This window comes from Crocosphaera sp. Alani8 (assembly GCF_038442745.1).
GTDB lineage: Bacteria > Cyanobacteriota > Cyanobacteriia > Cyanobacteriales > Microcystaceae > Crocosphaera.
Genome location: NZ_JARVCN010000022.1, coordinates 33,083 through 45,981, shown reverse-complemented (window position 1 = coordinate 45,981; position 12,899 = coordinate 33,083). Strand labels below are relative to the sequence as shown.

The 12,899-nt window shown below is 39.1% G+C and carries 9 protein-coding genes and 1 pseudogene; 2 read left to right on the top strand and 8 right to left on the bottom strand.

Annotated elements, in window-relative coordinates:
- From P9B04_RS01905 to P9B04_RS01895, 3 genes are all read right to left on the bottom strand, one after another.
- Positions 1 to 1,830, bottom strand: a 1,830-nt coding sequence (locus tag P9B04_RS01905; protein ID WP_446717957.1) for a pPIWI_RE_Z domain-containing protein, incomplete at its 3' end; no start/stop codon positions are given.
- A complete protein-coding gene (locus P9B04_RS01900; protein WP_342053308.1) occupies positions 1,827 to 2,126 on the bottom strand; it encodes a restriction endonuclease-related protein in 300 nt (99 codons plus the stop codon). The genes P9B04_RS01905 and P9B04_RS01900, both read right to left, overlap by 4 nt.
- Positions 2,127 to 2,244: 118 nt before the next feature.
- Entirely contained in the window at positions 2,245 to 2,979 is a 735-nt protein-coding gene (locus tag P9B04_RS01895; protein WP_342053307.1) for a hypothetical protein, read from the bottom strand.
- A 168-nt stretch (positions 2,980 to 3,147) separates the two neighbouring features.
- On the opposite strand from P9B04_RS01895, the gene P9B04_RS01890 reads away from it, so the two are divergent.
- Positions 3,148 to 4,350, top strand: coding sequence for a class I SAM-dependent methyltransferase (locus P9B04_RS01890; protein ID WP_342053306.1), 1,203 nt, complete (start codon positions 3,148 to 3,150; stop codon positions 4,348 to 4,350).
- Positions 4,351 to 4,569: 219 nt separating this feature from the next.
- Here P9B04_RS01890 and psaB read toward each other — a convergent pair whose 3' ends face one another.
- The 4 genes from psaB to P9B04_RS01870 form a co-directional block, all read right to left on the bottom strand.
- Positions 4,570 to 6,777, bottom strand: a complete 2,208-nt coding sequence (gene psaB / locus P9B04_RS01885) for a photosystem I core protein PsaB (RefSeq protein WP_342053305.1) — start codon at positions 6,775 to 6,777, stop codon at positions 4,570 to 4,572.
- A gap of 176 nt (positions 6,778 to 6,953) precedes the next feature.
- Positions 6,954 to 9,197, bottom strand: coding sequence for a photosystem I core protein PsaA (gene psaA / locus P9B04_RS01880; protein WP_342053304.1), 2,244 nt, complete (start codon positions 9,195 to 9,197; stop codon positions 6,954 to 6,956).
- A gap of 368 nt (positions 9,198 to 9,565) precedes the next feature.
- The gene (locus tag P9B04_RS01875; protein WP_342053303.1) at positions 9,566 to 10,381 is read right to left on the bottom strand and encodes a Cof-type HAD-IIB family hydrolase; all 816 of its coding nucleotides are present in this window, start codon (positions 10,379 to 10,381) and stop codon (positions 9,566 to 9,568) included.
- 175 nt (positions 10,382 to 10,556) lie between these two features.
- Entirely contained in the window at positions 10,557 to 11,846 is a 1,290-nt protein-coding gene (locus P9B04_RS01870; RefSeq protein WP_342053302.1) for a glucose-1-phosphate adenylyltransferase, read from the bottom strand.
- A gap of 399 nt (positions 11,847 to 12,245) precedes the next feature.
- Here P9B04_RS01870 and P9B04_RS01865 point away from each other — a divergent pair.
- Positions 12,246 to 12,389, top strand: a pseudogene (locus P9B04_RS01865) (transposase family protein); the annotation flags it as partial.
- 122 nt (positions 12,390 to 12,511) lie between these two features.
- On the opposite strand, the gene P9B04_RS01860 reads toward P9B04_RS01865, so the two are convergent.
- Positions 12,512 to 12,889, bottom strand: a complete 378-nt coding sequence (locus tag P9B04_RS01860; RefSeq protein WP_342053301.1) for a hypothetical protein — start codon at positions 12,887 to 12,889, stop codon at positions 12,512 to 12,514.
- Between the last annotated feature and the right edge of the window lie 10 nt (positions 12,890 to 12,899).

The window sequence follows — 12,899 nt, the reverse complement described above, 5'->3', positions numbered from 1 at the left end:
ATCTTTGTCCCCTAACTTTCGGCGAGTCCCCCCAGACTTTTTGAGAAGCTTCCTTGGATCAGTCAAATCATCTTGTATACGTTTAAATATTTCACGATATCTCCCATAACTTTTTTCGTATTTATTGGTCGTTGGTTTACGGATTTTTGTCCCTAAACGTATTTTGATTTTTCCTGATAAATGTTCAGCTAAACTATCAAATAAAGACCAGGCTGCAAATAATCTTCCTTCTGTCGAACATTGTTTAAGCAATTTTTCAATCTCTTGAGTGGTTTTTTCTCCTTCAAAAGTAGTAGCAATATCTCTCAGAGAATACAGCAATGAAGAAAACGCTTTATTAGCCAAATGTCGCCATTCTTCTGATGTTTCTAAACAAGAATCACGATATCTATTCGGAACAACCATTGCACCCTGTAAAAAACTATTGACGTGTTGATAAGATTCTTCTCTTATCCAAGTATCTTTGGTTTCATTAAAGGATTCTAAAGTAACAATAGGATAAAATAATTCATCTAATTTAGGTTGAGCAAGATCAACTTCATCTACTATAAATAAATCAGTGCTTAATGCTAAATATTCCAAAATTGTAATGTTTTCTTTTAAAGCATGGCTGGATACTTTTTTATGAATAAATCCTGGTAATGTTCCGACAATTAACTGCGCTTCTTCTAATTTTTTAGCGGTAATATGTTGAGGACAAACACCAACTAAGGGACAATCATATTTTTTCTTTTTTGGATCATTAACATCTTCTAATTGATTAAAACAAGGTTGTTTATTTCTTTTGTTTGTAGTTGACTGTGGAATTGATGGGGTTGCTAATGCAAATAAGGGACAAGATTGACTTAACCATTTAAAACCTGGATGAGTAAAAGACTGTTTTTTATTATCAAACATAATTGCTTGATTTAAGCGACTTAAATGTTTATGTCGTTCAGAATTACCAATGATAGGAACAGCTTTAATGTTTGTTTTTTGAGCAAAATCTAACCAATCTTGAACTTCTCCCACACTATTAGTTGCAATAGTAATCCTTTTATTTTTTTCAATTAAAAGAGTAATTAAAATTTCAATTAATGTTGATTTTCCGCTCCCAGTGGGACCCAAAATATGACTTTCTCCATCAATATATATCTCTTCAGTTTCTTTATTATTCTCTATATCCCAATAATGAGAATTATTGATAATTTCTCCCGCATCATACTTGAGAACTTCTTTTAACTCCCGTCCTTTATTAACCAATTTTTCAAGAGTTATTCTAATTGATTCATGATTATTACTTAAATTCATACTTGGAATACCGTTTTGATATTGTTTTCCTATACTAGCAATCTTATCTGTAATTTTTACTAGTCTTATTTCTTCCGAATTAATCTTAAATTGATAATCTCCTTTCGGTGCAGGATTGTATTTTTTTGTATCAAATTCAAGTCTTTGATTTAGGACACTTTCATAAATCTCATAACGATTCGTAAACATATCATTAGTTAGACGAATACAGTTATTTTCATAATCAATTTGAAATCCTAAACAGCTATTACTTTGTTCAGCAAGATCATTATAATTTCTTAGGGCAATTTCCCAACTAATAGAACTACGAAATTCTGACACTAAATGACGTAAATGTTTAATAATTTTCCACTGCTGATTATTAATTCTTGTTTCTCGATAACCCTGCATTAATAAATGAGCCTTTTGTATTGGATGTTGAGGAAAATACGTATGTAAAGCGTATAACATTAATTCGGTACGAATAAAATTAGTTCGCTGAGAAACATGGTTTTCAAACTGTTTACTTAGTTTTTTAAGCCAACTACTTGAATCTCTCATTTTAATTCCTTCTTGATGCGCTTAATTAAGTCTGATTCTGAAATTAAATCAATATTACCTTGATATTTGCTTTTGAAAATTGCTTGATCTTGAAGCTTCCTAAGTCGATAGTCTGGAACCACAAAAAATGATTTACATTGACCAATATTAGGAATTTTATCTTGATTTAACTCTCTGGCTAATTTCCTTGCATTTCCCCAATCTTTAGCATCAATTGCCCAAATTTTACCATCAGGAAAAGTAACTTTTAGATCAGCTTTATCTAATTCTGGCCACAATTCTACTTCTAATTGCATTTCCTTAATTTTTTCTTCCAGGCGCAATTCAATTAAAGATGGTCTATAGCAGTTCCCATACTTGTGAGGTACAGAAGTTATCTCTTTGAGGCAGAAGGCAGGGGGCAGGAGGCAGAAGTTAGGTGTACCTCATGAGTCCGAGAAACGCTATAATTAAACACCTAACAGTATCAGAAGTAGGTGCCTTATATATTTTTTGATCCAAAGGTTCACAACATCCTTTAATTTCTCTCGCCGCACAGTATAAATAACCACCACATTTTTTACATAGTGGCTTATCATTAGACTGCGAAGGTGTTTCTTGATAAGCTTCTTCTAATAAGTCTTTAATTGTTTTAATTTCAGGATATTTCTCTATTAATAATGCTTCATCAAATTCACAAGGAAAAGGATGTTCTGCTATAAAACGACGAAATACACTATAGGTTTGATAGGGTAAGTCATATTTTGTAATTTCTTCCATCAACCGAGGAATATAACTTTGATTATTATCAATTTCTAAGCTTAAACTATACTCAATTGCATAATCTTCGCATTCCTCCGATGGTTTTGTCATATCCTCAATTAAAGGTTCATCAGGAAAATCAACCCACTGACAAAAATCTGGTTCAACTGCTTCTACTGACTTTCTCGCTGCTTCAACCATGCTGAGAATAGAAGGATGACGCATTTTCCTATCCCTCAATATCCATTTAATGCTTAATTGTTCAAAAGCTTCGTACAAAGGTTGAGGAAATGGCTGATAATCATTAACGAGATAAGCAGGTTCACCTTTATCAATGCGATCGCAAATATCCACTAATCCTTTACACAGTTTAATCAATAATATTTCTTCTGTTTCTTGTTTTCTCATATTTGATCATTAACAGAATAATACTACCAATAATAAGTCTTGATTAGTAAATTTGTTTTTAATTAACATTATTTTAATATTTTAATCATATTATCACTCTCATTTAATGAGAAGATGGGGGAGTATGGACTATTTTCGATAGTTTAATTCACTTTTTTAGCTAAGTTTATGACTAAGTTTTCTCCTGAAAGTTCAGCCGTTCAACAATTATATAATACCTATCCTTTTCCTCCTGAACCCCTATTAAATGAACCACCACCAGGGTATAATTGGCGATGGAATTGGATTGCCGCTTATAACTTTTGTACAGGGAGAAAACCAGTAACAGAAAATATCCGCATTTTAGACGCAGGATGTGGCACAGGAGTAGGTACAGAATACTTAATATTATTAAATCCCCACGCTGAAATTGTGGGAGTTGATATTAGTGAAAAAGCTTTAGAAATTGCTCAAAAACGCTGTGAACAATCTGGTGTTGCAACTAACCACAATCATCCCATCTCTTTTCATCATTTACCCTTAGAAAATGCTGATGAAATCCAAGGAGAATTTGATTTAATTAACTGTGTGGGAGTATTGCATCATTTACCCGATCCCATTGCAGGAATTAAAGCACTATCCAAAAAATTAGCCCCTGGTGGAATTTTCCATATTTTTGTCTATGCAGAGTTAGGAAGATGGGAAATTCAATTGATGCAAAAAGCTATTTCTCTCCTACAAGCCGAAACCAAAGGAGATTATAAAGATGGAGTTTTTGTGGGGCGAAAATTGTTTGAGACCTTACCAGAAAACAACCGAATTGTCAAGCAAGAAGAAAGATGGTCCTTAGAAAATCATAGAGACGAGTCTTTTGCAGATATGTATGTGCATCCCCAAGAAACTGATTATAATATTGATACTTTATTTGAATTAATAGAAGCATCGGGGCTAGAATTTATTGGTTTTTCTAACCCTCAATATTGGCAGTTAGATCGGTTAATTGGAGAGTCAGAAGAACTGATAAAACGAGGAGAAAAATTAAGCGATCGCCAACGATATCGACTGATAGAACTACTTGATCCAGAAAACATTACTCATTACGAATTTTTCTTAGGAAAACCCCCTATACTTAAGATAGATTGGTCAGAGGATGAAACCCTATTATCCGCTATTTGTGGGATTCATCCTTGTTTGCACGGTTGGCCAAGTCAAAGCTTACTTAATTATGATTATCAACCCGTTAGTTTAAATGATGCTGAATATAATTTCATGCAAAACTGTGATCAAAAATTAACTGTTAAAGAGATTTTAGCTAAGGTTTCTGTTGATTTAGAAATTGTGCGATCGCTACAAAAAAAACAATTAATTATTTTGACTCCAAATAATAGTTGAATTAAAAACTTTTTTAAACTGATGATCATAGTCAGCTTGCGCTTCACAAAAGTGTAGCATAAACATCTTGCTTGCTACCTTAATAGCTATTTGCTTAAAAATAGAAACATCTTTACAGTATAAGTATTTTTGTTACTTGTTTTAATTCATATTCAATCAAAAATCCCCCACCGAAAGGCAGGGGATTTATTACTTATTTCATGCTAACTAGAAAGTTATTTAGCCAAACTTACCAGCAGTAGAAGCAATTAGGAACGCCGCATAAGTCAGTACATAACCAATAGTAAAGTGAGCTAAACCAACCACACGAGCTTGAACGATAGAAAGAGCCACAGGCTTATCTTTCCAACGAACTAAGTTCGCTAAAGGAGTACGTTCATGGGCCCAGACAATGGTTTCAATCAACTCTTGCCAATATCCACGCCAAGAGATGAGGAACATAAACCCAGTAGCCCAAACTAAATGTCCAAAGAGGAACATCCAAGCCCAGACTGACAGGTTGTTGACACCATAGGGGTTGTACCCGTTAATCAACTGAGCGGAGTTTGCCCAGAGATAGTCACGGAACCAGCCCATTAAGTAGGTAGAGTTTTCGTTGAACTGAGCAACGTTACCGCTCCAAACTCCTAAATGTTTCCAATGCCAGTAGAAGGTTAACCAACCCAAGGTGTTTAACATCCAGAACATAGCTAGGTAGAAAGCATCCCAAGCAGAGATGTCACAAGTACCACCACGACCAGGACCATCACAAGGGAAGGAATAACCGAAGTCTTTTTTGTCGGGCATTAACTTAGAACCCCGTGCATCCAACGCACCCTTAACGAGAATTAAGGTAGTGGTGTGCAAACCAAGGGCGATGGCATGGTGAACTAAGAAGTCACCAGGTCCGATGCTCAAGAACAAGGAGTTATTACCACCGTTAATAGCGTCTAACCAACCCTGTAAATAAACAGGAGCAACAAAACCCCCGGTAGCTAAACTGTCAGGGTTAGATAAAAGAGTATCAAATCCATACAGTGCCTTACCAGAAGCTGCTTGTACAAACTGAGCAAATACAGGCTCAATTAAAATTTGCTTTTCAGGGGTTCCAAAAGCAACCACAACGTCGTTATGAACGTATAAGCCGAGGGTGTGGAAACCAAGGAAGAGAGACACCCAACTTAAGTGGGAAATAATTGCCTCTTTGTGTTCTAGCATCCGTGCTAAAACGTTATCTTTATTCGCTTCGGGATCGTAGTCACGAACGAAGAAGATAGCACCGTGAGCAAAGGCACCTGCCATCAAGAAGCCAGCAATGTACTGGTGATGAGTGTAGAGTGCAGCTTGGGTGGTGTAGTCCTTAGCAATGAAAGCGTAGGACGGTAAGGAATACATGTGCTGTGCAACCAAGGAGGTAATAACCCCTAAACTTGCCAATGCTAAACCAAGTTGGAAGTGTAAAGAGTTATTAACGGTGTCATAGAGGTTGCGATGACCTGCACCTAATTTGCCACTGGGGGGTTTGTGAGTGTTGAGGATTTCCTTGATGCTGTGACCAATACCCCAGTTAGTGCGGTACATATGACCAGCGATGATGAAGATTACTGCGATTGCCAAATGGTGATGGGCAATATCTGTCAGCCATAATGCTTCAGTTTGGGGATGGAAACCACCTAAAAAGGTCAGAATTGCAGTTCCTGCACCTTCTGCAGTTCCAAACACATGACCAGGGGTGTCAGGGTTAGCCGCATAAGCACCCCAATTACCAGTGAAGAAGGGGAGTAACCCGTCTGGATGAGGGGGGGTAAACAAGAAGTTATCCCAACCAACGTGCTGTCCGCGAGCTTCGGGGATTGCTACGTGAACCAAGTGACCAGTCCAAGCCAACGAGCTAACTCCAAATAAACCAGCCAAATGGTGATTTAGACGGGACTCGGCGTTTTTAAACCAGGCTAAGTTAGGACGGTACTTAGGTTGTAGGTGCAACCAACCAGCAAACAAGAATAAGGCAGACAAAATCAAGAGGAATATAGACCCTTGATAAAGATCACCGTTGGTTGTCATACCTATGGTGTAGAACCAGTGGTACACACCAGAGTAAGCAACGTTAACAGGAGAAGAAGCACCTGCTTGAGTAAAGGCGTCTATCGCACCTTGACCAAACTGGGGATCCCAGATGGCATGGGCGATGGGGCGAATGTTAAGGGGATCGGTAATCCACTGCTCGAAGTTACCTTGCCAGGCCACATGGAAGAGGGTGCCGGAGGTCCACAGGAAGATGATGGCGATATGACCAAAATGAGAAGCAAAAATCTTTTGATATAGATTTTCTTCGGTCATTCCATCATGGGTTTCAAAATCGTGGGCCGTGGCGATCCCGTACCAAATCCGACGAGTAGTTGGATCTTGTGCGAGGTCCTGGCTAAATTTTGGAAATTTAGTTGCCATAGCTTTTTAGGAAATTCTCCTCTCTAAAATAATGAGACAAATGCTCATTTTTTGATGTAATTCGGGTTTGTCGTAAACGACAGAGGGGGAAAACGGTGTTAACACCCTCTTTATCTTAAAAAGTTGAGGATAAAGGACTCAGAGCAAGAGTTGCTCCAGTGTCCTTTTACCCTAGATTAACCAATTGATAAGCTTCTTGCCAGGAAGAATGCCCAGGTGGTCACAATTCCTCCCAACAGATAGTGAGCTACACCAACTGCCCGACCTTGAACAATGCTCAAAGCACGGGGTTGAATTGAAGGTGCAACATTCAACTTGTTGTGAGCCCAAACAATTGACTCAATCAGTTCTTGCCAATAGCCACGTCCACTGAAGAGGAACATTAAGCTAAAAGCGAAGACAAAGTGTCCTGCTAGGAACATGATTCCATAAGCCGATAAGGCAGAGCCGTAGGAATTGATTACGTTAGCAGCCTGTGCCCAGAGGAAGTCTCTTAACCAACCGTTGATGGTAATAGCACTTTGGGCAAAGTTGCCGCCTGTAATGTGGCCAACGTAACCATTTGGTGCAACGCTTCCCCAGACATCCGATTGCATTTTCCAACTGAAGTGGAAAATCACAATAGATAAGGAGTTGTACATCCAGAATAATCCTAAGAACACGTGATCCCAACCAGAAACTTGGCAAGTACCGCCCCGTCCTGGACCATCGCAGGGGAAACGGAATCCTAATTCACTCTTATCAGGAACGAGGCGAGAACTACGAGCGTAGAGAACACCTTTAAGAAGAATTAAGGCAGTTACATGGATGGTGAAAGCATGGATGTGATGAACCATGAAATCAGCTGTTCCTAGGGTGATGGGCATCATAGCCACTTTCCCTGCAACCGCTACGGTTTCACCGCCAAATGCATAACTAGCTGTGGCTAACGCATTGGGGGCAGTTGCGCCAGGGGCTAAGGTGTGCATGTTTTGTACGAACTGCGCAAAGATGGGTTGCAACTGAATGGCGGAGTCCGAGAACATATCTTGGGGACGGCCTAAAGCTCGCATGGTGTCATTGTGGATGTAAAGTCCGAAGCTATGGAAGCCTAGGAAAATACAAACCCAGTTGAGATGGGAAATAACCGCATCCCTGTGACGTAGCATCCGATCTAAAAGATTGTTGACGTTCTTTGCAGGATCATAGTCCCTAACCATGAATATAGCTGCGTGCGCTCCTGCACCTACTATCAAGAATCCACCAATCCAAGTGTGATGAGTAAACAAGGATAATTGGGTTCCGTAGTCAATCGCTTGATACGGGTAAGGTGGCATGGCGTACATATGGTGAGCCACGATGATGGTTAATGAACCTAACAGTGCTAGGTTTAGGGCTAACTGAGCGTGCCAAGAGGTGGTAAGGATTTCATATAAACCTTTGTGTCCTTCTCCTGTGAACGGTCCTTTGTGAGCCTCAAGAATTTCTTTCATGCTGTGGCCAATACCCCAGTTGGTGCGGTACATATGACCAGCAATGATGAAGAGGACGGCGATGGCCAAGTGATGGTGCGCTGTATCAGAGAGCCATAAACCACCGGTTACGGGGTTTAGTCCACCTTTAAAGGTTAAAAAGTCTGAATAGACTCCCCAGTTCAAGGTGAAGAAAGGGGTTAAACCTTCGGCAAAACTTGGATACAACTCGGCCATTTTGCTGACATCGAGAAATTCGTGGGGCAGAGGAATGTCCTCAGCAGCAACCCCTGCGTCCAACAGCTTGTTCACTGGCAAGGAAACATGAATTTGGTGACCCGCCCAAGATAGGGAGCCTAATCCTAGTAATCCTGCTAAGTGATGGTTCATCATGGATTCCACGTTTTGGAACCACTCCAATTTGGGAGCCCGTTTGTGATAATGGAACCATCCAGCGAACAACATTAAGCCAGCCATCACTAAGCCACCGATGGCGGTACAGTATAGCTGGTAACTGTTGGTGTAGCCCGACGCTCTCCACAGGTAGAATAGGCCAGAGGTAATCTGGATACCGTGGAAACCGCCACCCACATCGCCGTTCAAAATCCCTTGGCCTACGATAGGCCAGACGACCTGGGCGCTGGGTTTGATTGCAGTTGGGTTGTTTAACCAGGCTTCGTAATTAGAAAATTTTGCGCCATGAAAATACATGCCGCTTAACCAGACGAAGACTACGGCCAAATGACCAAAGTGCGCGCTAAAAATCTTTCGCGAAATATCTTCTAAATCGCTGGTTTGACTATCAAAATCGTGTGCGTCGGCGTGAAGATTCCAAATCCAAGTTGTGGTTTTGGGTCCTCTGGCCAAGGTACGGTCAAAGTGTCCTGGTTTGCCCCACTTCTCAAAGGAAGTAGGAACCGGATCAACATCAACTGTTACCTTAGCCTTAGCCTCAGTAACATCTGCCATGAGTGTTCTCCTCTCTCGACAATAAAATTTAAGGTTTTCCTATTGAGGACATTGTAATAGAACATTAGCAAAAATAGAATATTTTGCTTTTTTTGTGATTGCGTCTAATTTGCCCGATTCAGTTTTGTTTCAGGCAGGGCATCCGTATTTGATCATAAATCTTTAATGTCTTTTTTGTTGAGAAAACTTAACAATAGTTAAAATTAGGTTTATCTTCCATCTGTACTTGCTTCCCAAAACGACAAAAAAATACACAAAGTCAAGTTTTTCGCCCTTTAATTTACAAAAGGTAATGTTTTAAAATATTTTTTTAATAAAAGGTTGAAAGAAGACAGACTTTTTTGGTAGAGGTCGCTTCCTCTTTACTATTAATTCAACAAAAACCGTTTGATAGCGACGGCTACTCCATCTTTCTCCACATCAACAGTTACCCATTGGCTGACTTGTTTTACTGCTTTTGGTGCATTGCCCATTGCTACACCTAGTCCCACGTATTCCAGCATTTCTAAGTCGTTAAAATTGTCACCGATCGCCATTACTTGATCAGCTCTTATTTGCAACAACTCTTCGGCTAAAAAACGCACCCCAAAACCTTTGCTTGCTTGGGGATGGGTAGCTTCAAAATAAATAGGAGTTGACTGGGTTAAATAAAGTTTTTCACGAGTATAAACTCGTTGTAAATCCGACAATAACTTTCCAATAGATTTGGGTTTCCCGATCGCCAAAATTTTTGTAGTTTCTTGTTTCAAAATAGATCGTAAGTCTTTAACAATAATCGGTTCTATTCCAGATCTTTGACGATAAATTTCTGTTCTTGCTGTAATCTCTTCTACATACAAACGATCATCAATATAGCAATGAATTTCTAGTTTATCTAACCATTCTGGTTTCTGAAAATAATCCAGTAATTCATAAGCGATGTTAGAATCAACGGGAAAATGATGGTGACGAACTCCAGTCAAAGGACATTGAATCCAAGCACCGTTATAAGCAACAATCGGTAAATCAGAAGCGATTAACTCATGAAACCGCTTGGCAGAATGATACATTCTTCCCGTTGCTAAAGCTACTCTAATACCCTGACTTTGTACTAATTTTAGTGCTTTTTTAACCCCATCACTGACTGTATTAGATTTACCGGCAATTGTATTATCAATATCAAGAACTAAAAGACGAATATCCATAAACCATTAATCACCTGAACTAACAAAAAGAAATATGAAATAGATAACCTTATCTGCTTAGAAATTCTATGGGGTAAAATACTCTCATACATTGAAACTCAGTCTTTAAAACGATGAAATCAACGCCAATCGAACCAACTTGAAAAGAGGCGAAATTTCGCCTCTTTGCTAAATGTTAAATCACTGTTCCATCTGGAATAACAGCATTTTTGATGATCACAACAATCCCATTGCGAATATAGAAACCTTCATCTTCACGATTGGATTCTTCTATATTCTCTTTGTTAACAATGGTGACATTGCTACCGATGCGTGCGTTTTTGTCGATGATGGCTCTTCTAATGGTGCTACTATGACCAATACCCACAGGGACTTTACCCTCACTCAGCATAGACTGACGAGTATCCAAAGACTCATAAAAATCTGCTCCCATAAGCAAAGAATCTTCAACTACGCAATCGGTTTCGATACGACTACGAATTCCTAAAACCGAGTTATGTATGCGACAGTCTTTGATCATACACCCTTCACTAATCATGGATTCCGTAATGTTGGAATTGAGAATCTTGGTAGGGGGTAAGTTGCGCGCACGAGTGTAAATAGGAGCCTTTTCGTTGTAGAAGCTAAAACTAGGTCTTGGCTGACGATTAAGAGCCAAATTAGCCTCGTAGAACGATTCCATGGTCCCGATATCTTCCCAATAACCCTTAAACAAATAGGCCTGAAGATTATAGTCTTTGGCAGAACCAGGGATAATCTCTTTACCAAAATCCGTTTGTTCGGGGTTATTTTTAAGTAGATCGGTTAATGCCTTTTTATTGAAGACATAGATACCCATAGAGGCAATGTAGGGACTTTCTTTCGCCTGTTCTGGGTTCAATCCTAAAATTGAAGTATCAACCTGCATTTGCTTCAAAGCATCCCCTTCGGGTTTTTCAGAAAAATCCACAACGCGCCCGTTGTCGTCAATTTTCATCAATCCAAAGCTAGATGCGCGCTTTTCATCGATGGGAACCACAGATAGAGTAATATCTGCCCCAGTTTCCTGATGTCGTCTAACAAAATCGCTGTAGTCCATGCGATAGAGATGATCACCAGACAAAATTAAATATTGATCCACGTCCCATTCATCGAATAACCAGAGATTCTGACGCACAGCATCTGCTGTTCCTTGGAACCAACGGGGGTTTTCTTTTGTTTGTTGCGCGGCCAATACTTCTACAAACCCATCGCTAAAGTTTGTAAAGTTATAGGTGCGTGTTAGATGTCGATTTAAAGAAGCGGAGTTAAATTGAGTTAAAACGTAGATTTTGAGTATTTCTGCGTTAATACAATTACTAATGGGAATGTCGATTAAACGGTATTTTCCTGCTAAGGGAACAGCCGGTTTCGCCCGTAACTTAGTTAAGGGATACAAGCGCGTCCCTGCGCCTCCACCGAGTATGATTGCTAGAACTTTCTTCACAAGATAACCTCGCGATTGCCTGTTATATCTCTCAAGTCAAGTTTAGGACTGTGGGGGACAAATGGGAAGTGTTTAGGGAGACAGAGAGACAGAGATAGTGTGGCAAGAGTTTATGTTTTAACCTATGTAAATCAAAACTGAAGCGCAATGGAATAGTTCTGTTAGAATTCGTCATAGAAGTGAGTCAAAATATAGGCCAGGGCAAAAGTATCTAAAATATCAACAGAATTAAATTATAATTGAGTTGAGATTAGAAATTAGAATCTTAATCTCCAATTTGTTTGCGCTCTCTCTTCATTTCAACGCAAGAGACTCATTAGCTACAAAACTTCTTTTGTTAGGCAGGAAACCTGGCGTAGGTGAGAGATAATGAGAAAAAGTCCTTTTTAATGAGAGGAAATCAAATTACGTCCAAAAATCACCCTCGTTGACCATTTTGAGAAATTAATTGACTCAAGGGTTGAGCGCACTAAAGACCATAAGCTGATTGATATTATTGTCATCCCCCTGCGTGTCATAATGTGTGGGGCGGATAACTTTGTGGCCAATTTTTAAAGGGGCTATGGCAAACGGATTTGGGATTACCCCATAGTCATAAAAGAGTTATCATCCCTCGATTTCAAATGGACGGATCTCACCCTCTCGTCTTTTTCTGGTAGGATAAGCTAAAATTGCTCGCGATACGTTTGCCAAATTTTAGTAATAAATTGATATAACTTTTCCCTAGCAATGGAATTATTATCTAGGGAATAATCTGGACTACTTAACTGACTTAATAAAGGAATTAATTCTGTATCTAAAGCAGGTTGAAATAGGTTAATAGGATATAATAAATCAGAGGTTGATCGTACATCTGTTAATAATTTTGGGGTAAATGATTGTTGATTAAATTCTCCTTCTTTGCCTAAATCTGCTAAATATAGGGGACGAACCCAACACAATTTACGAGATTCTACTACTTGAATCACCTCGCAATAAAGACGATGGTAGTTATCAGCTAAATAAACAATTTGTTGAGGAGTAAAAACGCAATCTTCACCCATTATTGTAATA

Coding starts and splice junctions, on each gene's coding strand:
- P9B04_RS01900 (WP_342053308.1), bottom strand. CDS start 2,126: ATGCAATTAGAAGTAGAATTGTGGCCAGAATTAGATAAAGCTGATCTA.
- P9B04_RS01895 (WP_342053307.1), bottom strand. CDS start 2,979: ATGAGAAAACAAGAAACAGAAGAAATATTATTGATTAAACTGTGTAAA.
- P9B04_RS01890 (WP_342053306.1), top strand. CDS start 3,148: ATGACTAAGTTTTCTCCTGAAAGTTCAGCCGTTCAACAATTATATAAT.
- psaB (WP_342053305.1), bottom strand. CDS start 6,777: ATGGCAACTAAATTTCCAAAATTTAGCCAGGACCTCGCACAAGATCCA.
- psaA (WP_342053304.1), bottom strand. CDS start 9,197: ATGGCAGATGTTACTGAGGCTAAGGCTAAGGTAACAGTTGATGTTGAT.
- P9B04_RS01875 (WP_342053303.1), bottom strand. CDS start 10,381: ATGGATATTCGTCTTTTAGTTCTTGATATTGATAATACAATTGCCGGT.
- P9B04_RS01860 (WP_342053301.1), bottom strand. CDS start 12,889: ATGGGTGAAGATTGCGTTTTTACTCCTCAACAAATTGTTTATTTAGCT.